Source organism: Mesorhizobium sp. M8A.F.Ca.ET.208.01.1.1 (genome assembly GCF_004791315.1).
GTDB lineage: Bacteria > Pseudomonadota > Alphaproteobacteria > Rhizobiales > Rhizobiaceae > Mesorhizobium.
In genome coordinates, this window is sequence record NZ_SRUT01000001.1 from 132,577 (window position 1) to 156,309 (window position 23,733).

Below are 23,733 nucleotides of genomic sequence, written 5' to 3' on the forward strand. Positions count from 1 at the left end.
CGACGCTTCGCGTCGCTCCGCCCTAGGATGACGAGCGCGAAGGTGGTCGACCTCCGCTTCGCTCCGGCCACCCTCTCCCCGATGGGGAGAGGAGGGCGCCTCGCTGGCGAGGCCTCCTGATGGACACCTTCCGCGACAAACTCGTCCCCGTCACCTCGATCCTCGCTGGCGTGGTCGTGCTCTGGTACGTTTTCGCCGTCATCCTCAACGCTCCGTTCCAGCGCGATCTCGACACCCGTGCCAACGAAACCCCCGGCACTGTCGAGTTCATCGGCAAGACGCTGTTGCAGCCGAAGCCGACGTTGCCGGCGCCGCATCAGGTGGCGGTGAATTTCTACGAGAACACGTTTCTGCGGCCCATCAACTCGAACCGAAGCCTCGTCTACAATGCCTGGGTGACGCTGTCCTCGACGCTGCTCGGCTTTGCCTTCGGCACCGCGCTCGGCATCGTCATTGCCGTCGGCATCGTGCATGTGGCGACGCTCGACCGCAGCCTGATGCCGTGGATCATCGCCTCGCAGACCATTCCGATCCTGGCGGTGGCGCCGATGATCATCGTCGTGCTGGCGGCGATCGGCATCACCGGGCTGATCCCGAAGGCGATGATCTCGACCTATCTGTCGTTCTTCCCGGTGACGGTCGGCATGGTGAAGGGCCTGCGCTCGCCCGAGATCATGCATCTCGACCTGATGCACACCTACAATGCCAGCCGCACGCAAACCTTCTGGAAATTGCGCGTGCCCGCCTCGGTGCCGTTCCTGTTCACCTCGATGAAGGTGGCGGTGGCGGCAAGCCTGGTCGGCGCCATCGTCGGCGAACTGCCGACAGGCGCGGTCGCCGGCATCGGCGCCAAGCTTTTGGCCGGCGCCTATTACAGCCAATCGATCGACATTTGGTCGGCGCTGGTCGCGGGCTCGATCGTGGCGGCACTTCTGGTCATGGTGGTCGGCATTGCCGGCCGCATCGTCGACCGCGCCATGGGCGGGAGGCCGGCATGAACTGGCTGAAACCTTCCTGGCAAGCGGTGCTGGCGATTGCGCTGTGCCTGATCGCGGTCGCGCTTGGCGCCATGTCGAGGCCGGAAGCGGCAGCGCTTGCGGACCCGACGGCGAGCATCAACTATCCCTATCTGGGAACGAAGGGCTTGATGCTCGGCCTTGCCGTGGTCGTGGCGCTGATCTCGATGGTCAGGATTCCATCCGTTGCAGAGGCCGTCGTGCTGTTCATCGGCGCGCATCTCGTCGCCTGGCTGCTGATATCGGGGATCGCGGGTTTCGAAGGCACGGCACTGGCGCCGTATTTCCTGCTGCTGACGGCCGTCTGGCTGCTAGGCTGGCGTTGCGTCGCGGTGCTGTCGGGGCTCCGCCCGATAGCGGGTTGGGCGCGGACCGCTTTGCGTCTGATCATCCCCGCCATCTTCGGCGCCTGGATACTGATCATCTGGGAGGCGGTGACGCGGGGCGCCGGCATCCCCTTCATCCTGCTGCCGCCGCCGAGCGCGATCGGCGCGCGCATCGCCAGTTCGCTGCCGATACTCGGCGCCGATGTCCGGCAGACCATCTTCAAGGCGGTGCTCTTCGGCTATGTCGTGGGCAGCGGCGCCGGCTTCATCACCGCGATCCTTGCCGACCGCGTGCCGTTCCTGCGGCGCGGGCTCTTGCCGATCGGCAACATGGTCTCGGCGCTGCCGATCATCGGCGTGGCGCCGATCATGGTGATGTGGTTCGGCTTCGACTGGCAGTCCAAGGCGGCCGTGGTCATCATCATGACCTTCTTCCCGATGCTGGTGAACACGGTCGCCGGGCTCGCCGCGTCCGGCCATATGGAGCGCGACCTGATGCGCACCTATGCGTCCGGTTATTGGCCGACGCTCATCAAGCTCCGGCTGCCGGCGGCAGCACCCTTCATCTTCAACGCGCTGAAGATCAACTCGACGCTGGCGCTGATCGGCGCCATCGTCGCCGAGTTCTTCGGCACGCCAGTCGTCGGCATGGGATTCCGCATTTCGACCGAGGTCGGGCGGATGAACATCGACATGGTCTGGGCCGAAATCGCAGTTGCAGCACTTGCGGGTTCGGTCTTTTATGGCGTGGTCGCCCTTGTCGAAAGGGCCGTCACGTTTTGGCATCCCTCTGTCCGTGGTGGATAGGGGCGGTGGGTTTAGGGCACTAACTTCAGAGGGTAAAAAAATGAAAAGACTTATTATTCCAGTTCTGGCCGGCGCGATGTCGCTGGCCGCGTTCCAGGCAATGGCCGCCGACAAGGTGACCTTGCAGCTGAAATGGGTCACGCAGGCGCAGTTTGCCGGCTACTATGTCGCCAAGGCCAAGGGCTTCTATGAGGCCGAAGGCCTCGATGTCGACATCAAGCCGGGCGGCCCCGACATCGCACCCGAGCAGGTGATCGCGGGCGGCGGCGCCGACGTCATCGTCGACTGGATGGGTGGCGCGCTCGCCGCGCGCGAAAAGGGCGTGCCGCTGGTCAACATCGCCCAGCCCTTCAAGAAGGCCGGCATGGAACTGGTCTGCCCGAAGGATGGACCGATCAAGACCGAAGCCGACTTCAAGGGTCATACGCTGGGCGTCTGGTTCTTCGGCAATGAATATCCTTTCTACGCATGGATGAACAAGCTCGGGCTCAAGACCGAGGGCGGCCCGGACGGCGTCACCGTCTTGAAGCAGAGCTTCGACGTGCAGCCGCTGATCCAGAAGCAGGCCGACTGCATCTCGGTCATGACCTACAATGAGTACTGGCAGCTGATCGACGCCGGCTACAAGCCCGAACAGCTCACCGTGTTCAACTACTCGGCGATGGGCAACGACCTGCTCGAGGACGGGCTCTACGCCTCGGAAGACAAGCTCAAGGATCCGGCCTTCGAGGACAAGATGGTGCGCTTCGTGCGCGCCTCGATGAAGGGATGGAAATACGCCGTCGACAACAATGACGAAGCTGCCGGGATCGTCATGGACGGCGGTGGCCAGGACGAGAACCACCAGAAGCGCATGATGAGCGAAGTCGCCAAGCTGATCGACAATGCCGACGGCAAGCTCGACCCGGCGACCTATGAGCGCACCGCCAAGGCGCTGCTCGACCAGAAGATCATCACCAAGGAGCCGACCGGCGCCTACACCACGGCCATTACCGACAAGGCGGTCAAGTAAGCCGGACTGGCGTGATCAACAGCGCCTGCGACCGGTTTGACGGCTGATACCAAAAGGGGCGGGCGACCGCCCCTTTTCCATGCGCTCCAATCACAAAACCGTGTGCAGGGATACATTGCGCCGCCCATCCGTTGCAATGAAGCATGCGCGCGTCGGGGGAACCGCGACGCATGCTTTATTCAATATTCAATCGGAGGTTCTTCATGCGCGCTCACTCCTTCCTTCCGGCGCTATCGGCGCTCGCTATTTCCACCGCTTTCCTGTTCGCATCACCGGCAATGGCCGAGATGGTGAAATACAAGGCGACCCTCGATGGCGGCCAGCAGAGCCCGGCCGTCACCACCAAAGGCAAGGGGACGGCCACTCTCACCTTCGACACGACCAAGAAGAAGCTCAGCTGGAACGTGAAGTATTCCGGCCTCAGTGGCCCGGCAGTGGCCGCGCATATCCACGGCCCGGCGGCAATGGGTGAAAACGCTGATCCCGTGATCCCGTTCAAAGGCAAGCTGAAGAGCCCGATCAAGGGGTCGGCCACGTTGACCGATGCGCAGGCCGCTGACCTGGAGGCCGGCAAGTATTACGTCAACGTGCACACGGCCGCCCACAAGGACGGCGAGATTCGTGGCCAAATCGAAAAGGCGATGTAGGGTCCGGAGCGCCGCTCGCGCTTGAAGGCCGGCGGGACAGCGCCCCCTCTGTCCTGCCGGACATCTCCCCCACCTGGGGGGAGATCGGCAGCTTGGAATGCAGCACCTTCTCTTTGGAGCCGATCGGTTCCTTCAGCTTTTGTCGCGAATCTGCGTCATCGTGCGGGTCGGCGTGATCGCCTCGGGATCGAGCCGGACCTCGACGATCGCCGGCTTGCCGCTGGCGCGGGCACGTTCGAAGGCAGGCGCAAAGTCTTCGGTCTTCTCGACAGTCTCGCCATGGCCGCCATAGGCGCGGGCAAGCGACGCGAAGTCGGGATTTTTCAGGTCGGTGCCGAGCACACGGCCCGGATATTCGCGCTCCTGATGCATGCGGATGGTGCCGTAGATGCCGTTGTTGACGACGACGACGATGATAGGCAGGTCGTATTGCACGGCGGTGGCGAATTCCTGGCCGTTCATCAGGAAGCAGCCGTCGCCGGCGAAGGCGACCACGGTGCGCTCCGGATAAAGCGCCTTGGCGGCGACGGCCGCTGGCGTGCCGTAACCCATCGAGCCGGAGGTCGGTGCTCCTTGCGTGGCGAAGCGGCGGAAGCGATGGAAGCGATGCACCCAGGTGGCGTAATTGCCGGCGCCATTGGTGAGGATGGCGTCGTCGGGCAATACCTTTTCCAGGTAATTCATGATCGGCCCCATCTGCACCGGGCCGGGGCCGCTTTCCGGCGGCGTCGACCAGTCGAGATAGGCGGCGTGCAACTTTGGCGTTTCTTCCGCCCAGGCCGGCATTCCGGCCGGCTTGCGCTTAGCGAAAGCCTCCACGAAAGCCGCGGGCGATGCATTGATCGCCAGCGTCGGGCGGTAGACCCGGCCGAGTTCGCCGGCATCGGCATGGACGTGCACCAGTGCCTGGTCGGGATAAGGGCTCTTCAGCAGCGTATAGTCCGAAGATGGCATCTCGCCCATGCGGCCGCCGATCAAGAGAACGACGTCGGTCTGCTTGATCGCCGCCGCCAGCTTCGGATTGATGCCGATGCCGACATCACCGGCATAGTTCGGGTGCAGATGGTCGAACAGCATCTGGCGGCGGAAGGAACAGCCGACAGGAACCGACCAGGTCTCGGCGATTTCGTGCATCCGCGCCACAGCGTCCGCGTTCCAGCGCGTGCCGCCGAGGATGACGAACGGTCGCTTGGCGCTGCTCAGCAGCATTTCCAGCGCGTCGAGCTCGGCCCCGCCTGGATAGGTCTCGACCGGCGTATGGGGAAGTGCTTGCGGCGCCTTGACCTCGCTGGTCAGCATGTCCTCCGGCAGCGAGATGACCACCGGGCCAGGCCGGCCCGACGTTGCCACGGCGAAGGCGCGGGTGACGAATTCGGGGATGCGCGAGGCGTCGTCGATCTCGACCACCCACTTGGCGATGTCGCCGAAAAACCTGACATAGTCCACCTCCTGGAACGCCTCGCGTTCCTTGGCATGGCTGGCGACCTGGCCGATGAACAGGATGAGCGGAACCGAATCCTGCATGGCGATGTGGACGCCGGCCGAAGCGTTGGTGGCGCCGGGGCCGCGGGTGACGAAGCAGATGCCGGGCTTGCCGGTCAACCGGCCCTGGCAGTCGGCCATCATGGCGGCGCCGCCTTCCTGGCGGCAGACGATGGTGCGGATCGAAGAGTCATGCAGCGCATCGAGCACCGCAAGGTAGGATTCGCCCGGCACGCAGAAGATACGGTCGGTGCCGTTGGCTTCGAGGGCGTCGACGATCAGTTGTCCACCGGTCTTCATTTCCCAGACTTCTCCAGTTCGGCAAGGATTTCGTCAGTGTGCTCGCCAAGGCGCGGCGAGGGGCGCTCATAGCTGAGCGGTGTGCCCGACATCACCATCGGCGCGCGCACCGACGGCAGGCGGTTGCCATGGCCGTCGTCAAGGTCGAGCCGCATGCCGCGGGCAATGGTCTGCGGATCGGCGAACATCTGGCCGATCGTGTTGATCGGGCTTGCCGGCACGCTGGCGGCTTCGAGCTTCGCCAGCAGCGGATCGCGATCCCAGGTCTTCAGCGCCTCGATGATGCGTGCGCGAAGGTCCACGCGGTTGGCGACGCGGGCGGGATTGGTGGCGAAATCGGGATTCGCCGGCAAATCGTCCAGCCCGACGGCGGCGCAGAATTTGCCGAACTGGCCGTCATTGCCGACGGCCAGGATGATGTGGCCGTCCCTGACCGGAAGCACTTCGTACGGGGCAATGTTCATATGCGCATTGCCCATCTGCACTGGCGACTTGCCCGAGACGAGATAGTTGAGGTTCTGGTTGCCGAGCGCCGAGATCTGGGTGTCGAACAGCGCCATGTCTATGTGCTGGCCCTCGCCGGTCTGTTCGGCATGGCGAAGTGCGGCCTGGATGGCGATCACCGAATAGAGACCGGTGAAGATGTCCGAGATGGCGACGCCTGCCTTTTGCGGCTCGCGGCCGGCCTCACCGGTGATCGACATCATGCCGGCCATGGCCTGGATGATGAAGTCGTAACCGGCGCGTGGCGCATAAGGCCCGTCCTGGCCGAAGCCGGTGATGGAGCAGTAGACCAGGCGAGGGTTGATTTTCTTCAGACTGCCGTAGTCGAGCCCGTATTTCTTCAGGCCGCCGAGCTTGAAGTTCTCGATCAGCACATCCGCCGTCGCGACCAGCCGGCGCACCGTCTCGGCGCCTTCCGGCGTCGAAAAGTCGATGGCGATGGAACGCTTGCCGCGATTGCAGGAATGGTAATAGGCGGCTGACAGGTTCTCGCCGTCATGGCTCATGACGAAGGGCGGACCCCATTTGCGGGTGTCGTCGCCGCCATCCGGGCTCTCGACCTTGATGACATCGGCGCCGAGATCGGCAAGCAACTGCCCGGCCCAGGGGCCGGCAAGAATGCGGGCGAGTTCGACGACGCGGACGCCTTTCAGCGGGGGTTCGGCCATAAATCACCGTGGTTGCCGCAATCACCGTGATTGCCGCGAAAGCAGTGCCTCTATCAAGCCCGGCAGCGGCTGTCACGGTCCTTGCAATGGGCCAACCCGTCACGCTTTCAAGACATTGTCCGCCCAGCTGGCGAAATCGTCCATGATGATGTCGCGGTTCACCTCGTTCAGGCTTTCATGGCGGGTGTCGGCGTAAACCTTTGAAACCAGATTCGAAAAGCCCATCTTGCGCATACGATCGGCGAGATGGGTGATCCCCTTGCCGTAGTCCGCGGCCGGGTCTTTTTCGCCGCCAACGATGGCGACGGGGATGTCGCGGCGAACGGCGGCAAAGCCGGCATCCTTGCCGCCGTTGAGCGCCATGGCGACCACATCGCGCCACATCGAGATGGAGGCATCCCAGCCGCAGAGCGGATCGGCGATGTATTTCGCCACCTCCGCCTCGTCGCGCGACAGCCAGTCGAACAGAGTGCGATGGTTGGGCACCGCCTTGCCCCAGGCCTGGAAGGTGAGTTTCGGCAGCAGGCGCGACGGGACATCGGAGCCGAGCCGCATCCGTTCCCAGGCGAGGATACCGAGCGCCACTTGGCCGAGCAGGCCCTGTGAGAAATTGCCGTTCCAGATCGCGGCGGCATGAATGCGCCTGGAATGGCGCAACAGGTAGTTCAGCGCCACGGACGCGCCCATCGAGTGGCCGAAAAGGATTACCGGCAGGTCAGGCTGCTCGCCGGCGATGAGATCGTGGATGGCGTCGGTGTCGGCGATCACCTTGGCCGGGCCGTCCGTGTCGGCGAATCTGCCGAGCGGCGCGTCGGGCGCCTTGGTCGCGCCATGGCCACGGTGGTCATGAACGTAGACGTGGAAGCCCCGGGCAGCGAGGAAATCGGCGAAGCGGTCGTAGCGGGCGGCATGTTCGGCCAGGCCGTGATTGATCTGGACCACCGCACGCGCAGGGCTGTCGGCCCGCCGGACGAACAGATTGAGGTCTGCGCCGGTCGGCGAGCGAACCACGCGCTGCTGGCTGAATGGCATGCCGGCCGGTCTCCCCCTGGTTCCGCCTTTGTCATGTCCAAACGTGTGCGCCGGTGCCAGATTTGCGTCAATCTGGCCTGCCGGCTTTTCCGCGACGATCTTTCTTGCCACGGGCCTGCAAAATATCGCAATTCTGACATGGAGACAGCTTCAGTCTGTCGCCCACTTTCTTCCAGCCGGGGATTCTCCATGCGCATTGCTGTTATTTTCGGATTGGCCTTGTTGGCGGGCTCGCTGGCAGGCGCGGCGCATGCCGACGTCAAGATGAGCGGCACCTTCGTGGCCGACGCTGCGTGTCCCGCGACTCAGGCGATCAAGAACGGCAAGAACCCCGGCAATGTCTCGACCGATGCCGGACAGAGCTATCAGCTGCTTGCCGGCAACAAGGACACGCCGACCCACTACCTCATCCAGGTGCCGGGCGCCGATCCCGAGCGCCGCTGGGTGAAGGTGAGTTGCGGCCACCTTTCGGGCAGCAGCGCGGCGACCGTGCCGGCGGCGCCGGGTGGGCAAGGCAAGCCCGCCGCCTCGGGAAAACCCGAATATGTCTTCGCCTTGAGCTGGCAGCCGGCCTTCTGCGAGACCAAGTCGAACAAGACCGAATGCAAGGCGCAAAATCCTAGCGAATTCGATGCCACCAATTTCACGCTGCACGGTCTGTGGCCGCAGCCGAACGGCAATTTCTATTGCCAGGCTTCGGCCAGCGACAAGGCCAATGACAATCCGGCCCACTGGCAGGACCTGCCGCCGGTCAACCTCGATGCCGATACCCGCGCGGAGCTCGACAAGGTGATGCCGGGCACCGCCTCGAAGCTGGAACGGCATGAATGGATCAAGCACGGCACCTGCTACGGCAAAAGCCAGCAGGAGTATTTTTCCGACGCCCTCCATCTGATGCGCGAGGTCAACAGCTCGCCCGTGCGCGACCTCTTCGCCAGGAATATCGGTGGCAAGCTGACGGCGGACCAGATTCGCGGTGCCTTCGACCAGGCCTTCGGCGCGGGAGCAGGCGACAGGGTGCGGGTGTCCTGCGTCATCGATCCGTCGAACGGCCGGCGGCTGATCGGCGAACTGACGCTCGGCCTTGCCGGCCCGATCGGCCCGAACAGCTCGCTCAAGGACCTGCTGCTGGCCTCGGTGCCGACCAACAAGGCCGGTTGCCCGACCGGCACGGTCGACGCGATCGGGTTCCAGTAAGTGCGGGATCGCCGTTTCCGGCAAGCCGGCGCGGCCGTCGCGGATAGGGCTAAACCTGGGCTGACCTGGTCCAGGCGATGGCGGCGTCGGCCTCATGCCCGCCGGGTTCACCGACGACTCGGTCGCGTCCGGTCGATTTTGCCTTGTAAAGGCGCTGGTCGGCGAGTGCGAACAGGTCGGCCAGGCACTGCGTCGTTTCGCTGACGCTGGAAACGCCCGCGCTGACGGTCAGTTCGAACCGGCTGGTGGCGGCCGATGCCTTGAGCGCGGTGCGGACGCTTTCGCCAAACAGCCTGGCGACGGAATGCGGACGCGAACTGAGGATGGCGAATTCCTCGCCGCCGATCCGGAACACCTGGTCCTCGGCGCCCGCCGCCTCGCAAAGTACGGTTGCGACCGCCTTCAGCGCCTTGTCACCTTCGGCATGGCCGAAACGGTCGTTGATCGACTTGAAGTGGTCGACGTCGACGATGAGCAGGCTGAGTGGCCTCGCCGTGCGCAGGCTGGCCTGGACGGCGGCTTCACCGTCGGCGTCGAAGCGTCCGCGGTGCAACAGGCCGGTCAGGCCGTCGCGGCCGACATGCTCGACCAGCGCTTCGTAGCGTTCGCGATAGGTCAGCGTCTCGAAAATGTCGGTCAGCCCACGCGGCATCTGGACGTCCCGGACCTCGAACCATTTGAGGTAGGCAACCAGCATGGCGCTGAAAGTCAGTGCCGCCGCCATCTTGGCGAACCAGCCGCCGAAGAAGACCGCGATCGGCGCCCCGGCAACAAAATGCAGCGCGGTGAAGAAGCCGGCCTGGTCGAAGGTGAGCACGCAGGCGACCGAAATCAGGATGCGCGCGAACTGTGCCTTGCGCAGGGTGCGCCCAAGCTTTTCATAGAGCAGAATGATCAGGATGGCGTCGATGACCAGCAGCGTCGTGCCCCACACCATCAGCCAGCCCATCTCGTCGATGAAGCCGATGTCGGGGAGCCGGCCGTCCGGCAGCGGCGCGATGGCGTGCAGGCGAAGCAGCAGCACCAGCCCGATCATCAGCGCATTGCCGAGCAGCAGGCCGTAGATCGGCTGGCGCACGGTGGCGGCGTCTTCCTTCATGTAGAGCAGAAGGAGCATCACGAGCTTGCCGGAAAAGAGCACCGCCGAGCCTGGCGAGACCATGCCGAACGGCAGGGCGACGTAAAAGACGCTGGCGAGATAAGTCTCCAGGAAATGCATGACGCCGAGCGCGCAGACGAAGACACCGAGGCCGATGCGCTTGCGGAAGCGGAAAAGCGTCACCATGACGCTGAAGTAGACGACCGCTTCGGCAAGGAGCAGGAAACTGTTCAGCAATGCCGTCGATCCGATCTCTCTCGCGCCAGGAATCGGGGCAAGCCGGCGATTCCAACCCGATCCTGTTTTGACGCGGAAGGGTTAACCGGAGATTTCCGTGCGCCATCGACCGGTTGAAAACTTGGCTGCCGGTGCACACTTGTCCGTGTGGTTGGCCCGATCTGGCAAAAGCGATTGCCGTTCGCCGCCGCATCGCCTACATAGCGGCCAACCTCCATTCAATTCGGCAAAATCCAGTCAGTTTTTCAGGGAAAGCGCGCGTGGCACGCCAGTTCATCTATCACATGTCCGGCCTGTCGAAGGCCTATGGCACCAAGAAGGTGCTCGACAACGTTCATCTGTCCTTCTATCCGGACGCCAAGATCGGCATCCTCGGCCCCAACGGTTCGGGTAAGTCGACGATCCTGCGCATCATGGCCGGGCTCGACAAGGAGTTTCAGGGCGAGGCTTGGCTGGCCGAGGGCGCGACCGTGGGCTACCTGGCACAGGAGCCGCAGCTCGACAACAGCAAGACCGTGATGGAAAACGTCATGGACGGCGTTGCCAGGAAGACCGCCATCATCGAGCGCTACAACGAGCTGATGATGAACTATTCCGACGAGACGGCGGATGAGTCCGCCAAGCTCCAGGACGAGATGGACCGGCTCAACCTGTGGGATCTCGAGCAGCAGGTCGAGATGGCGATGGACGCGCTGCAGTGCCCGCCGGCCGATTCTGAAGTGACCAACCTGTCGGGCGGTGAGCGTCGCCGCGTCGCGCTGTGCCGGCTGCTGCTGCAACAGCCGGATCTGCTGTTGCTCGACGAACCGACCAACCATCTCGACGCGGAGACCACCGCCTGGCTGGAAAAGCACCTGCGCGACTATCCGGGCTCGGTGCTGATCATCACCCACGACCGCTACTTCCTCGACAACGTCACAGGCTGGATCCTCGAGCTCGACCGTGGCCGCGGCATTCCCTACGAGGGCAACTACACCAGATATCTCGACGCCAAGGCCAAGCGCCTGATCCAGGAAGGCCGCGAGGACGATGCCCGCCAGAAGTCGATCTGGCGCGAGCGCGAGTGGATCCAGTCGTCGCCCAAAGCACGCCAGACCAAGTCCAAGGCGCGTATCAAGGCCTATGAGGAACTGGTCGAGCAGTCGCAGAACCGCAAGCCGACCGACACGCAGATCGTCATCCCGTCGAGCGAGCGCCTCGGCAACGTCGTCATCGAGGTCGAAGGCCTCAACAAAGGCTTTGGCGACGAGCTCCTGATCGAGAACCTGTCGTTCAGGCTGCCACCGGGCGGCATCGTCGGCGTCATCGGCCCGAACGGCGCCGGCAAGACGACGCTGTTCAAGACCTTCACCGGCCAGGAGAAGCCGGACGCGGGCACAGTGCGCATCGGCGAGACGGTCAAGCTCGGTTATGTCGACCAGAGCCGCGACGCACTCGATGCGAACAAGACGGTGTGGGAAGAGATCTCAGGCGGCGCCGAGGTCATCAAGCTCGGCAAGCACGAAATCAACAGCCGCGCTTACTGCTCGTCCTTCAACTTCCGTGGCGGCGACCAACAGCAGAAGGTCGGCAATCTCTCGGGCGGTCAGCGCAACCGCGTGCACCTCGCCAAGATGCTGAAGGGCGGCGGCAATGTGCTGCTGCTCGACGAACCGACCAACGACCTCGACACCGAAACGCTGGGCGCGCTAGAAGACGCGCTGGAAGCCTATGCAGGCTGCGCGGTCATCATCAGCCACGATCGCATGTTCCTCGACCGCATGGCCACCCACATGCTCGCCTTCGAGGGCGACGCGCATGTCGAATGGTTCGAGGGCAATTTCGAGGAATACGAGAAGGACAAGCTGCGCCGCCTGGGCGCGGAAGCAGCGGCCCCGCACCGCATGACGCACAAGCGGCTGACGCGGTAAGGGGTTGATTGGGCGGCGAATTTCTCTGGGATACGAGGAGAGCTCAAATGGCTGATTGGTCCGCCGCCCAATATCTGAAATTCGAGGACGAACGCACACGGCCGGCGCGTGACCTCGTAGCACAGGTGCCGGTCGACTTTCCGCGCCGGGTCGTCGACATCGGCTGCGGGCCGGGCAATTCGACCGAACTTCTGGTCGAGCGCTGGCCGGATGCGCAAGTGAGCGGCTTCGACACCTCGCCCGACATGATCGAAAAGGCGAGGGCGCGCCTGCCCAATGTCAGCTTCGACCTCGCCGATGCGGCGACATGGCAGCCGGCCGCGCCGGTCAACGTCATTTTCGCCAACGCCGTCTTCCAGTGGCTGCCGGAACATCCGGCGGTGTTCCAGCGCCTGATGGGTTTTCTGGCGCCCGGTGGCGCGCTGGCGATCCAGATGCCCGACAATATGGGCGAGGATTCGCACCGCCTGATGCGGGAAACCGCCGCGGAAGCGCCTTTCGCGGCAAAGATACAGGGAGCGGCGCGTGCGCCGCTGCCGCCGGTATCGTTCTACTATGACCTGTTGTCGCCGCTCTCCGCTCGGCTCGACATCTGGCACACCATCTACAACCATCCACTGGCCGACGCCGAGGCGATCGTCGAGTGGGTCAAGGCCACAGGGCTGAAGCCGTTCCTCGATCCGCTGGACGCGGACGAGCGCAAGCTGTTCCTCGACAGCTACACGGCCAAGATTGCCAAGGCCTATCCGAAGACCGCCGATGGCAAGGTGCTGCTACGGTTCCCCCGCATTTTCATTGTCGCCAAACGGGCTGGATAGGCTCGCGTAAATCTTGGTTTAATCCGGCGTAAACCGGCCTGATGAGAAAAGTGTTGCGCCGAAGCGTTTCGGCGCCCACATGAAGCCGCATCGCTCGCGGATGGGACGGACTGAAACATGCATCGCGTCATCATCAGCGGCATCGGCGCCGAAATCCCCAAGCCTGTCATCACGAATGAGGAACTGGTCGCCAGTTTCAACGCCTGGGTCGACACGGAGAACGCGCGGCGCCAGGCTGCCGGCGAGACGCTGCTGCAGAAATCGGATGCCGACTTCATCGTCCATGCCTCGGGCGTGCGCGCCCGCCACGTGATCGAACGGGAAGGCATTCTCGACCCGACCCGCATGGCGCCGCGCATTCCGGCGCGCCCGGATGACGCGCTCTCGCTGCAGGCGGAATTCGGCGTCGCTTCGGCGGGGAAGGCGATCGAGCACGCCGGCATCGAGGCGTCGGACATCGATCTGGTGATCTGCTCGTCCTCGCATCAGCAGAGGCCATATCCGGCGATCGCCATTGAAATGCAGGAGGCGCTGGGTACACGGGGTGCCGGCTTCGATATGGGGCTTGGCTGTTCGTCGGCGGCGGCGGCGCTGCACATGGCGGTCAATCTGGTGCGCTCGGGCGCCCACAAGCGCGTCCTAGTGACCACGCCCGAGATCATCACCGGCCATCTCAATTTCCGCGACCGGCAGACGCACTTCATCTTCGGGGACGCTTCGGTGTCGATGGTGGTGGAGGGGCTCGCCCAGGGCGAGAGGCGGCCGGGCCGCTTCGAGGTGCTGGACACGCGCCTCTGGACGCAGATGTCGAACAACATCCGCACCAATCTCGGCTATCACACCCGCACTGCCCAGGATGATCCCTACAGGATCGACCTGGAGGGCAATCTCATCAAGCAGGTCGGCAACAAGGTGTTCAAGGAAGTCACCGTCGCCGGGCACAAATTCATCGTCGAATTCCTCGCCGAACACGGGCTGACGCCGGAGGCGATCAGGCGCTTCTGGCTGCACCAGGCCAATGCGCGCATGAATGCGATGATCCTGAAACTGGCATTTGGCCATGATGTCGGCCATGACCGCGCACCCATGGTGCTGGAGCGGCTCGGCAACACGGCGGGAGCCGGCGCCATCATCGCGCTGTCGGAGAACCATGCCGACATGAAACCAGGCGATTTCGGCCTGATCTGTGCCTTCGGCGCGGGATATTCGATCGGTGGCGCGCTTTTGCGCATGCTCTGAATGGAGGACGCCGCGCCGCGTCAGGCCGGCGTGAAGGGAACCAGCATCGGCACCCGCCTGGCGTAGTCGTCATAGGCTGGGCCGAGTTCGTCGCGCAGGAAACGCTCCTCCAGCCTGGCTTTCACGACGACGCCGATGATGAGCAGGGCCGCGCCCGCAATGCCCCAGATCGTGCCCTTCGCGACCATCGTGGCGAGCACTGCCAGCAGCAGCCCGGTATAGATCGGATGCCGGACCAGGCGATAGGGGCCCGTGTCGACCACGCGATGCTCCGCCTTGGCGGTGACCGTGGCGGACCACAACCGCCCGAGATGGATACGCGCCCACCACGCAAAGCCGATGCCGACCGCGATCAGGGCAACGCAGGCCCAGGCTTCGGCAAGGGTCGGCGTCCACAATCTCAGCCGGCCTTCATAGCCATGCGCTGGAACGAACAGCAGGACGGTGCCGGCCAGCCAGAAGACGCGATAGCGAGCCTCCGCCCCGATGGTGATGCGCTTTTGGGCCGGATCGGCCCATAGGGCAGCCGCGAGCCATGTGACCACCCAGATCAACCAAAGCGCTGCGATCGCCGCTCCGGGACGCATGAGAACCTCCGTCGACGGTCCCGACTTCACCATGAAGCCGACGCAGCGCGGCGACAATGCTGCGCGGCGCCGTTCTTCGGTAAGAAGGTCGTGATCGAGGCGGTTGGCGACCGGCGTCTATTCATTGGAGCAGCTGAACATCCACTGCACGCCGAAGGCGTCGACCAGCATGCCGAAGCTGGTCCCCCAATATTGCCGGGCAAACGGCACGGTAATCCGGCCGCCCTCGGCCATGCGGGCGAAAAGCTCCTGGCGGGCGAGAACCTCTGGCGCCGCGGCGGGCCCGTCGAATTCGAGCATCATGGCGGAGCCCTTCATCGGCTCCGCGTCGTCATTGTCCGACGCGTGGAACAGCACACCCGGACCTTCGAAGCGAGCATGCAGGACCTTTCCGCGCATGGCCTCGGTGCGCACCGGCATATTGTTGTCGCCCCAGCGCAGCAGGATCGTTCCCCGGCCAAGACCGCATTGTTCGTAGAAGGCCAGCGCGGGCTCGCAGTTGGTGGTGAAGAACAGCGAAGGGGAGAGCCGCATGTTCGTCAATGCGCGGCGGCAGCGGCCGCGATCAGCGCGTCGCCTGTATATTGCCGGTCACCGATGCCCCAGCCGCCGTCGGGCGCGTTGACGATGTTGATCCAGGTGTTTTCCGGCCTGTGCCCCGGTACGCAGAGTTCGGCGACAATTTGGGCGGCGGCAGTGATAAAGGTCTCGCGGGCTTCGACGGAGCCAAGGCCGATATTGGGCAATTTCAATTCGACCATGACGACTGGCCGGTTGGCACCGCCGGCATAAATGTTGCGCGCCGGCAGGACATGGACGGTGCCGCCGACGATCGCGGTGAAGAATGAATTGCCGGCGGCGCCGGAGGCTTCGATGAGGGCAGCGCTCAGGCGTGGCAGGATTTCGCGCTCTCCCGCCGGGGTCAGGACGCCTTCCGGCGCGGTCACTGTGATCGGCATTGCTGCTCTCCTTTTGGGTGTACGGCCTCACCGGGAGGCCATCTTCCGGTTTGCCTAGTTTCGTATCAATCGATATGTTATGTGGGAGAGGCGAGTCAACAGGTTTCGTATCGATCACTATGGAAAATTCGGACAAGCAACGCGGCGGCCGGCCGCGCGCATTCGACCCCGACCGGGCGCTCGATGCCGCGATGCATCTTTTCTGGGAGCATGGTTATGAGGCGACGTCGCTGGCCATGCTGCGCGAAGCGATGGGGCTGACGCCGCCACAGATCTACAACGCCTTCACCGACAAGGAGACTTTGTTTCGCAAGGCGTTGATGCGCTACCACGAGACCGAGATAGGCTTCGCCCTGGAAGCGCTGAGCGCGCCGGTGTCGACGGGGGAGGCGATGCGGCGCTTGTTGCTGGGCGCCGCGGAGGCCTATTCCAGGCCCGGCAAGCCGGGAGGGTGTCTTTTCGTCAGTGGCGCGCTGGCGGCTTCACCGCAGGCACAAGCCATTGCGGATGAACTCAGGACCTACCGCAAGGAAAGCGAAGCGGCGATCGCGGCGCGGCTTGCCAAAGGCAAGGCAGAAGGCGATTTGCCCCAAAACCTCTCTGTCGAAGACTTCGCCAGATATATTGCTGGTGTCATGAATGGCATGTCGATCCAGGCGCGGGACGGTGCGTCGGCCGAAGAGTTGCGCGTTTTGGCCCAAACCGCTCTTGCGGCCTTGCCGGCCTAAGGGCAAAACCAGAGCGCGTCATCAAGGATTGAAGCCCATGCTGGATCTCTTCCCCGAGGCCGAGAAGCCGGTCGAAATCATCCCGGCGAAGAAGCTTTCAGCCCGCGCGGCCGCGCTCTATGTCGCGCCATCGGATCATTTCCAGACGCGTTCGGTGGACGAATTGCGGCTGGGTTTCGACGGCATATCGGGCGATTTCCACGCCGGGCCGACGCGGCGCTCGGGCGGACGCGAGCCGTGGTACCGACGCGGCACCGAGATGCGCAATGAAAGGCAATTGTCCATCGTGGCGGCGGACGAATTGGCCGTTGTCGCCGAACGGATGGGGCTCGCCGAAATCAAGCCCGAGTGGATCGGTGCCAATCTGGTGATCGAAGACGTGCCGCATCTGTCGATGCTGCCGGCCGGCACGCTGTTGTTCTTCAAGGGCGGCGTGACCCTCAAGGTGGACGCCCAGAACGGACCATGCCGTATCGCCGGACGATCGATCGCCGAGAACGTCGGAATGGCCGATGTCGAAGCCGGTGCGCTATTGTTTCCCAAGGCGGCGAAGCGGTTGCGCGGCGTGGTCGCCTGGGTTGAAAAGCCCGGCATCGTCAGCACCGGCGAAGAGATTTCGGTGCGCGTGCCGGAGCAGTGGATCTACCAGGCATAGCTACGCCGCCCGGGAGGCGGCGCAGCAAATACCAGATGTCAGCCCTTGCGGTTCGTGTTGGCGCCTTGCGCCATGACGGAGACGTGGTCCCACTTGTCCCAGGTGGCGAGGCGGTTGGCGTATTCCTGGCGGATCATCGGCAGGCCGCCATCGCCGAAGAATATCCGCAGCGGCGGCTCGGCCGAATCGACGATGGCCAGCATCGCCGGCCCTGTCGCCTCGGGGTCGCCGGCAACCGAGTTGGCGCGGCGCTCGGCCATCTTGGCGCGGGCAGGCGCATAGGCCTCGATCGGCTTGGAGACCTTGGCCGATGCTCCCGACCAGTCGGTGGAGAAACCGCCCGGTTCGACCAGCGTGACATGAATGCCGAATTCCGCGACCTCGATGGCTAGCGACTGGCTGAAGGCTTCCAGCGCCCATTTCGAGGCATGGTAGAGGCCGAGCGAGGCAAAGGCATTGACGCCGCCGATCGACGAGATCTGGATGATGTGGCCGGACCGCTGCGCCCGCATGATCGGCAGGGCAGCCTGGGTGACCCACAGCGCGCCGAACACATTGGTTTCGATCTGGTCGCGGGCTTCCTGCTCGCTGACTTCCTCGATGGCGCCGAAATGGCCGTAGCCGGCATTGTTGATGACGACGTCGAGCCGGCCAAAGCGCTTGTGCGCCTCGGCGATAGCGGCATCGACGGCTTTCTTGTCGGTGACGTCGAGCTTTAGCGCGGCGATGTTGTCGCCGTATTTTTCGACGAGATCGGCGAGCGTGCCTGTGTCACGGGCGGTCGCGGCAACGCGATCGCCACGCGCCAATGCGGCCTCGGCCCAGACGCGGCCAAAGCCCTTCGACGAACCGGTGATGAACCAAACCTTTGATGTCATGATGTGGGATCCCTTGCCCCTGCGGGCGCAATTTCTGGATGGAAACGGAGGCTTCTCCGCTTCCGGGCATATACGGCCTGTCCGGTGATTTTCCAGAGGCGAGGGGAACCTTTTTGAACTCGGGGCTTCCCCGCAGAACAAGAAATCGTGTGAATCAGGGGTAGTTCACCGGGGTCGACCAGGCAGGGTCGTCGTGCTTTTGCCAGTAGAGCGCCATCAGTCGGCTGGTGATCGGCCCGACCTTGCCGTCCGCGATCTCAGCACCGTCGATCTCCGTCACCGGCATGATGCCGCCGGCGGTCGAGGTGATGAAGACTTCGTCGGCGCCGCGCAACATGGCCACGCTGACGTCCTTGGCCGTTGCCGAGAGGCCGGCCTCCGCGCAGAGATCGAAGACAGTGCGGCGGGTGATGCCCGGCAGCACGCCGATGGCCGGCGTCGACAGTCTGCCGTCCTTGACGCGGAAGACGTTGAAGCCCGGACCTTCGGCGACATTGCCGTTGAAGTCGAGAATGAGGGCCGTCTCGGCGCCGCGATCATAGGCATCGTAAAGGCCGCGCACGAGGTCGAGCCAGTGGTAGTTCTTGATCGCCGGATCGATCGAGGCCGGCGGAATGCGCACCTTGTCGCTGATGGCGACACGCAGGCCGCGCTGCAACTGCTCGGCATTGGCGACCGAGCCGAACGGCACGGCGAACGCCATGAAGCGGTTGATCGCCTGGCGCGGGTCGCGGCTGAAGGTCGGCGAAGCGCCGCGCGTGCACAGCATCTCGACATAGGCGGCGCGATGACCCGAAAGTGCTACGCAATTGTGCAGGATCCCGGCCACGCCATCGCGATCGAATGGGATCGTCATGCGCAGCTTGTCGAGCCCGCCGAAGAAACGATCGAGATGCAGATCGAGGCGAAAGAAGCGGCCGTTCCAGACATGCACCGTATCGTAAGTGGCGTCCGAGTGCAGAAAGCCCCAATCCAGCACCGAGACCTTGGCTTGCGACATCGGCAGGTACTGGCCGTCGAGGAAAGCGATGCCGTCGGGATAGGAATGCGGGTCTACGTGGTGGTCGCCGACCTGGGGCAGGGACGGTATATCTTGTGCGATTTGGCTCATCGGCAGCTCCTAGCCATGGCGTCACAAGCTATTGCCGGCAGCCCGAGCGCATAGAGCCAGTGGTCCGACTTCAGTCATCCTCGAGATGAAGACCCGGCCAGCATGACGCGGTGAGCGCCATGCGGCCCGGCACAACCTCATTCCTCCTCGTCATCGGCGTCGAGCAGGCGGGTGGCGCGCCAGCGTGTGAGCACGATGTTGGTCTGCTCGATGACGAAGAAACGCGCCGAGTCGCGATCATAGCCCTCGGCCAGCAGCTTTTCGTAGTCGGTGTGCATGTGACGGATATGGGCAATCGTCGCCAGCCAGACCGCGATCGTGGGCGGCAAGGTCTTCATATGCACCGAGCCGGCGTCGGTGCGAATCTTCTCCATGTCGGCATAGGGGGCCAGCGGCAGAAGTGCTGTCAGCGCCTTGGCGATGGCGCGGCGGCGGCCGGTCGGAGCGGTCATCGCTCCTCGCGCCCCCCAACGGTCGCCTCGGCAATGGCATCGGTCGAGGCGAAATAGGGCTTGATGTCGATGACCGGCGTGCCGTCGAGCACGTCGATGGCGTCGAGGTCGATGCGCCCAGTGGAAACGTCGAGCGCGACGAGCTTGGCCACGTGCAGGCCGACCGGGTTCGGCCGGGCAGGGGAGCGCAACCCGAATACGCCTTTGGCATCAGCCGCATGGCGGGGCTTTTGCACGATCAGATTCCGCGGTGCGTGGTGCAGCCAGGACAGGATGACGACGTGGCTGGCGCGCTCCAGGCCTTGCAGGCCGCTGCGGTAGGGCGCGTCGATGGTCAGCACCGCCGGCTGTCCCGTTTCGCGTGCGGCGCGCATGTTCTTCGGGCAGCTTTCCCGGGTGGTCCAAGGCGAGGCGATACGGCCGATGAAGACGATGCCGCCATCCGGCGGCATCGTCGCCGGATCCTGGTCCAGTCTCCGCTCGCCTTCGCGTGCCTCGAACATCTCACGCGGTTCGCTCATCGGCCGATCTTCCTGCTGATGCATGTCATTGTTCCAAAACCGCTACACGTTTTTGGACGCCATGCACCGAAAAATCACGCATGCGGCATTTTCTTGTCCGGAAGCGACATAGCGCTTGCGTGCTTTCGAAAATCGACATAAACATATGTTTATATCTTTTTCAAAGAGAATACGCTAATGCATGTCTCGCTCGACACCATGGTGGATACGCTGAAGGCGGCGGCCGAATCCAGCCGCCTGCGCATATTGGCACTGTTGTCGCGCGGCGACCTCACCGTTTCCGACCTTACCGAAATTCTCGGCCAGTCGCAGCCGCGTGTCTCGCGGCACCTGAAACTGCTGCTCGAGGCCGGGCTGATCGGCCGTTACCAGGAAGGGTCGTGGGCCTTCTTCCGCCTGTCGGACGCTGATTCCGCGCGGGACTTCGTTATGGGGCTGGTCTCCGGCATTCGGGGCGCCGACCCGCAGGTCGAGCGTGACCTGGAGCGGCTGACCTCGGTCAAGCGCAAGCGCCAGGACCGCGCCACCGAGTATTTTTCGCAGAATGCCGCAAGCTGGGATCATATCCGCTCGCTGCATGTGCCCGACCGCGCCGTGGAGGCCGCGATGCTGAAGCTGGTCGGCAAGCGGCCGTTCCAGTCGATGCTCGACCTTGGCACCGGCACCGGGCGGCTGCTCGAAATCTTCTCGCCGCTCTACCGGCGCGGCATCGGCATCGACATGTCGCGCGAGATGCTGACCGTGGCGCGCGCCAATCTCGACAAGGCCGGCGTTTCGAATGCGCAGGTGCGGCAGGGCGATATCTTCTCGCCGCCGGTCGAGCGCGATGCCTTCGATCTCGTCACCATCCACCAGGTGCTGCACTATCTCGACGATCCGGCCCGCGCCATCCACGAGGCAGCGCGGCTGCTGCGCCCGGCGGGCCGTCTGGTCATCGTCGATTTCGCGCCGCACGCGCTTGAGTTCCTGCGCGACGAGCATGCGCATATGCGGCTGGGCTTTTCCGACCGGCAGATCGGGGAGTGGTTCTCCGAAGCCGGCCTCGATCTCGAGGATGCCCAGGAATTCGAACCGCGCGGCGGCAACGAGGCCAGGCTCACCGTCAAGCTTTGGCTTGGCCGCGACCGGCGCCTGCTGATCGCCGATCCTGCCAACGCCAGCCAGCAGACCAGAGTGAGCTCGATAGGGGAAATCGCCTGATGAACCAGTTTCGTTTTTCCCGCCGTCCCGATATCGGCGACAAGGTCAGGGTTTCGTTCGAGTTCTTCCCGCCGAAGAACGACGAGATGGAGGCAAGGCTGTGGGATACGGTCACAAGGCTGGAGCCGCTGCAGCCGAAATTCGTCTCGGTGACCTATGGCGCCGGCGGCTCGACACGTGAGCGCACGGCGCGCACCATCGGCCGCATCCTGAAGGAGACCAGCCTGACGCCGGCGGCGCACATGACCTGCGTCGATGCCGCCCGCCATGAGGTCGACGCTGTGATCCGGGAATTCACCGACATGGGCGTGAAGCGCTTCGTCGCCTTGCGCGGCGATCCGGCGGAAGGCGTCGGCGCTGCCTACCGGCCGCATCCGGACGGCTACGCCAATGGCGCCGAGCTGGTCGGGGCGCTGAAGGGCGCCGGCGATTTCGACATCTCGGTTTCGGCCTATCCGGAAAAGCATCCGGAAAGCCCTGATTTCGCCACCGACATCGACATGCTGAAGCGCAAGGTCGACAATGGCGCGACGCGGGCCATCACCCAGTTCTTCTTCGACAACGATCTCTACGAGCGTTACGTCGAGCGCGCGCGCCGCGCCGGCATCTACATCCCGATCGTGCCCGGCATCCTGCCGGTGCACAATTTCACCCAGGTCGCCAATTTCTCGGCGCGCTGCGGCGCGCTGGTGCCGGCTTGGCTGGCCGAGCGCTTCGACGGCCTGCAGAACGACCCACAGACGCATGCGCTGGTGGCATCCGCGGTGGCCGCCGAGCAGGTGCTTGACCTGGTCGAGCGCGGCGTTGGTGATTTTCACTTCTACACGATGAACCGGGCCGATCTGGTGTTCGCCGTCTGCCACATGATCGGCATCCGCTCGCACGAGGCGGAGGTCGCGGGTTCCGCTGCTGCGTAACGGTCGGCTGGAAAAGCAAAAGGCCGGGTAAAAACCCGGCCTTTCGAATTGGTTGGACTATTAGGTGCTGGTCTTCCCCGTCTTGGCGGGTTCAGGGAAGGACGCCCATAATGAGGGCGCCGATGAAAGCAAACGCAGCACAAATCATCAATGCGTTGATTGGCCTCGTAAGTCCCATGACATAGCCTCCTCTTAAAGAGCTATGCCCCGGAGTCTAGGTTCATTTGTGCCACAGGCAAGCGGAAAATGTGCTGCATTGCGACGTAAATGTGGAATTCGCGACCTCGGTTTTGCCGTTAGCCGTTGAAACTCTTCGGCAAAAGCCGGCTTCATGCCTGTGAATAAATTATGGCCGGATGGTGTCGTTGGCGTGTCATGACAGCGCTACCGCGATTCGGGCATGCCGCGCACTAACGTCTTCCGAACAGGCGCCCGTCGATGGTGACAAGGCCGAGACCGATCAGCACCACGCCGCCGATCTCGAACAGTTCGAGCCGTTCGCCGAGGAACAGGAAGCCGAGCAGCATGGCGCTGGCCGGCACGATCAGCGTGACCAGCGAGGCGTTGGTGGCCCCAGCCGAGGCGACGAGGTTGAAGTAGAGGATATAGGCGAAGGCCGTCGATAGAAGCGCCAGCGCCAGCACCGCCGCCCACACCGGCGGCGAGGCGGAGAACAGGCCGGCGGGGCCATGGGCGAAGAGCACGATCGGGATCATGATGATGGTCGAGGCCGTCAATTGTCCGGTAGCGACGACCGGCGAGGGCACGCCCTTGAAGCGGCGGGCGACCATCAGCGCAACGCCATAGGAGAGCGATGCGCCGATCAGCGCGAATTTGGCCCAGACCGGGCCGCCGAGCCCGGCGAGCAGGCCGGGACCGATCATCACGGCGGTGCCGGCGACACCGAGCCCGATGCCGGCGAGCTTGTTCCAGGACAGCTTTTCGTCCGAGGTCAGGGCATTGGCGAGGATCAGCGTCCAGAACGGTGTCGTCGCGTTCAGCACCGAGGCGACGCCGGCACCGAGCTGGGTCTGGCCGGCGAAGATCAGCGAGAAGGGGACGACGTTGTTGGTGAAGGCCAGCAGGAAGAACAGGCCGGCATGCGGCAGAGCGAGGCGGAAAGACGGGCCGCGCAAGCCGAGATAGAGCTGCAGCGCGATCGCGGCGATGGCGACGCGAAACAGCACCAGCACCAGCGGGTGAAGTTCCGCCACCGCGATGCGGGCGAAGAAGAACGAGCCGCCCCAGATCGCGCCGAGCAGCAGCAACTGGCCCCAGTCCTTGAGCGCCATCGGTCCACGTGACGCAGATGTAGCGGTCACTGCCATATGAATCCTCCCCCAGATGGCCGGAATGCCAACCACAAGGCAGAAGCCATATCCGGTTCGCCGACAAGGGCCACCCGAAACTGGACCGATGGCCTTCTGACAA

The 23,733-nt window shown here is 64.0% G+C and carries 24 protein-coding genes; 12 read left to right on the plus strand and 12 right to left on the minus strand.

Annotation, left to right across the window (positions count from 1 at the left end):
* The first annotated feature begins 119 nt into the window (after positions 1-119).
* The 4 genes from EN851_RS00635 (at position 120) to EN851_RS00650 (ending at position 3,808) form a co-directional block, all read left to right on the plus strand.
* Positions 120-998: an ABC transporter permease gene (locus EN851_RS00635; RefSeq protein WP_135919295.1), complete on the plus strand. Its 879-nt coding sequence runs from the start codon at positions 120-122 to the stop codon at positions 996-998.
* Positions 995-2,149: an ABC transporter permease gene (locus tag EN851_RS00640; RefSeq protein ID WP_135928318.1), complete on the plus strand. Its 1,155-nt coding sequence runs from the start codon at positions 995-997 to the stop codon at positions 2,147-2,149. The genes EN851_RS00635 and EN851_RS00640 overlap by 4 nt, the downstream gene beginning before the upstream one ends.
* A gap of 40 nt (positions 2,150-2,189) precedes the next feature.
* Positions 2,190-3,161 (plus strand): ABC transporter substrate-binding protein, encoded by a 972-nt coding sequence (locus EN851_RS00645; RefSeq protein WP_027160663.1) that lies wholly within the window; start codon positions 2,190-2,192, stop codon positions 3,159-3,161.
* A 203-nt stretch (positions 3,162-3,364) separates the two neighbouring features.
* On the plus strand, positions 3,365-3,808 hold the full coding sequence (locus EN851_RS00650) for a CHRD domain-containing protein (RefSeq protein ID WP_127279293.1): 444 nt from the start codon (positions 3,365-3,367) through the stop codon (positions 3,806-3,808).
* 132 nt (positions 3,809-3,940) lie between these two features.
* Here EN851_RS00650 and EN851_RS00655 read toward each other — a convergent pair whose 3' ends face one another.
* The 3 genes from EN851_RS00655 to EN851_RS00665 form a co-directional block, all read right to left on the minus strand.
* Positions 3,941-5,590, minus strand: a complete 1,650-nt coding sequence (locus tag EN851_RS00655; protein ID WP_135928319.1) for a thiamine pyrophosphate-binding protein — start codon at positions 5,588-5,590, stop codon at positions 3,941-3,943.
* The gene (locus EN851_RS00660; protein WP_135866325.1) at positions 5,587-6,762 is read right to left on the minus strand and encodes a CaiB/BaiF CoA-transferase family protein; all 1,176 of its coding nucleotides are present in this window, start codon (positions 6,760-6,762) and stop codon (positions 5,587-5,589) included. The genes EN851_RS00655 and EN851_RS00660 overlap by 4 nt, the downstream gene beginning before the upstream one ends.
* Before the next feature lie 99 nt (positions 6,763-6,861).
* Positions 6,862-7,794, minus strand: coding sequence for an alpha/beta hydrolase (locus tag EN851_RS00665; RefSeq protein WP_135928320.1), 933 nt, complete (start codon positions 7,792-7,794; stop codon positions 6,862-6,864).
* Positions 7,795-7,983: 189 nt separating this feature from the next.
* On the opposite strand from EN851_RS00665, the gene EN851_RS00670 reads away from it, so the two are divergent.
* Complete coding sequence (locus EN851_RS00670; protein ID WP_135928321.1) at positions 7,984-8,991, plus strand: ribonuclease; 1,008 nt, start codon at positions 7,984-7,986, stop codon at positions 8,989-8,991.
* Positions 8,992-9,040: 49 nt separating this feature from the next.
* Here the strand turns inward: EN851_RS00670 and EN851_RS00675 are convergent, their stop codons facing one another.
* The gene (locus EN851_RS00675) at positions 9,041-10,327 is read right to left on the minus strand and encodes a GGDEF domain-containing protein (protein WP_135919291.1); all 1,287 of its coding nucleotides are present in this window, start codon (positions 10,325-10,327) and stop codon (positions 9,041-9,043) included.
* A 260-nt stretch (positions 10,328-10,587) separates the two neighbouring features.
* Between EN851_RS00675 and ettA the strand changes: the two genes are divergently transcribed.
* From ettA to EN851_RS00690, 3 genes are all read left to right on the plus strand, one after another.
* Positions 10,588-12,237, plus strand: coding sequence for an energy-dependent translational throttle protein EttA (gene ettA / locus EN851_RS00680; protein WP_127278582.1), 1,650 nt, complete (start codon positions 10,588-10,590; stop codon positions 12,235-12,237).
* Positions 12,238-12,284: 47 nt separating this feature from the next.
* Positions 12,285-13,055, plus strand: a complete 771-nt coding sequence (tam, locus tag EN851_RS00685; RefSeq protein WP_135928322.1) for a trans-aconitate 2-methyltransferase — start codon at positions 12,285-12,287, stop codon at positions 13,053-13,055.
* A gap of 117 nt (positions 13,056-13,172) precedes the next feature.
* Positions 13,173-14,294 carry a beta-ketoacyl-ACP synthase III gene (locus tag EN851_RS00690; RefSeq protein ID WP_135919289.1) on the plus strand — a complete coding sequence of 374 codons (1,122 nt, stop codon included), beginning with the start codon at positions 13,173-13,175 and terminating at the stop codon, positions 14,292-14,294.
* Between the two features lie 20 nt (positions 14,295-14,314).
* On the opposite strand, the gene EN851_RS00695 is transcribed toward EN851_RS00690, so the two are convergent.
* The 3 genes from EN851_RS00695 to EN851_RS00705 form a co-directional block, all read right to left on the minus strand.
* Positions 14,315-14,881 carry an isoprenylcysteine carboxylmethyltransferase family protein gene (locus tag EN851_RS00695; RefSeq protein ID WP_135928323.1) on the minus strand — a complete coding sequence of 189 codons (567 nt, stop codon included), beginning with the start codon at positions 14,879-14,881 and terminating at the stop codon, positions 14,315-14,317.
* Between the two features lie 117 nt (positions 14,882-14,998).
* Positions 14,999-15,415: a glyoxalase/bleomycin resistance/extradiol dioxygenase family protein gene (locus tag EN851_RS00700; protein WP_135866336.1), complete on the minus strand. Its 417-nt coding sequence runs from the start codon at positions 15,413-15,415 to the stop codon at positions 14,999-15,001.
* A 5-nt stretch (positions 15,416-15,420) separates the two neighbouring features.
* Positions 15,421-15,840 carry a tautomerase family protein gene (locus tag EN851_RS00705; protein ID WP_135928324.1) on the minus strand — a complete coding sequence of 140 codons (420 nt, stop codon included), beginning with the start codon at positions 15,838-15,840 and terminating at the stop codon, positions 15,421-15,423.
* On the opposite strand from EN851_RS00705, the gene EN851_RS00710 reads away from it, so the two are divergent.
* On the plus strand, positions 15,840-16,568 hold the full coding sequence (locus EN851_RS00710) for a TetR/AcrR family transcriptional regulator (protein WP_245520669.1): 729 nt from the start codon (positions 15,840-15,842) through the stop codon (positions 16,566-16,568). The two genes, EN851_RS00705 and EN851_RS00710, sit on opposite strands and share 1 nt — an antisense overlap.
* Before the next feature lie 37 nt (positions 16,569-16,605).
* On the plus strand, positions 16,606-17,223 hold the full coding sequence (locus tag EN851_RS00715) for an MOSC domain-containing protein (RefSeq protein ID WP_135928325.1): 618 nt from the start codon (positions 16,606-16,608) through the stop codon (positions 17,221-17,223).
* A gap of 38 nt (positions 17,224-17,261) precedes the next feature.
* Here the strand turns inward: EN851_RS00715 and EN851_RS00720 are convergent, their stop codons facing one another.
* From EN851_RS00720 to tsaA, 4 genes are all read right to left on the minus strand, one after another.
* Positions 17,262-18,101, minus strand: a complete 840-nt coding sequence (locus EN851_RS00720; protein ID WP_135928326.1) for an SDR family oxidoreductase — start codon at positions 18,099-18,101, stop codon at positions 17,262-17,264.
* A 154-nt stretch (positions 18,102-18,255) separates the two neighbouring features.
* Positions 18,256-19,212: a D-amino acid aminotransferase gene (locus EN851_RS00725; protein WP_135928327.1), complete on the minus strand. Its 957-nt coding sequence runs from the start codon at positions 19,210-19,212 to the stop codon at positions 18,256-18,258.
* Positions 19,213-19,349: 137 nt separating this feature from the next.
* On the minus strand, positions 19,350-19,664 hold the full coding sequence (locus EN851_RS00730) for a DUF2293 domain-containing protein (protein WP_135881930.1): 315 nt from the start codon (positions 19,662-19,664) through the stop codon (positions 19,350-19,352).
* Positions 19,661-20,185, minus strand: a complete 525-nt coding sequence (gene tsaA / locus EN851_RS00735; RefSeq protein ID WP_135916652.1) for a tRNA (N6-threonylcarbamoyladenosine(37)-N6)-methyltransferase TrmO — start codon at positions 20,183-20,185, stop codon at positions 19,661-19,663. Before tsaA ends, EN851_RS00730 begins: the two co-directional genes overlap by 4 nt.
* 177 nt (positions 20,186-20,362) lie before the next feature.
* Here tsaA and EN851_RS00740 point away from each other — a divergent pair, with 177 nt between their 5' ends.
* Positions 20,363-21,385 carry a metalloregulator ArsR/SmtB family transcription factor gene (locus EN851_RS00740; RefSeq protein ID WP_127279245.1) on the plus strand — a complete coding sequence of 341 codons (1,023 nt, stop codon included), beginning with the start codon at positions 20,363-20,365 and terminating at the stop codon, positions 21,383-21,385.
* On the plus strand, positions 21,385-22,302 hold the full coding sequence (gene metF, locus EN851_RS00745) for a methylenetetrahydrofolate reductase [NAD(P)H] (RefSeq protein WP_135928328.1): 918 nt from the start codon (positions 21,385-21,387) through the stop codon (positions 22,300-22,302). Before EN851_RS00740 ends, metF begins: the two co-directional genes overlap by 1 nt.
* Positions 22,303-22,712: 410 nt before the next feature.
* On the opposite strand, the gene EN851_RS00750 is transcribed toward metF, so the two are convergent.
* Entirely contained in the window at positions 22,713-23,630 is a 918-nt protein-coding gene (locus EN851_RS00750) for a DMT family transporter (protein ID WP_135881928.1), read from the minus strand.
* Between the last annotated feature and the right edge of the window lie 103 nt (positions 23,631-23,733).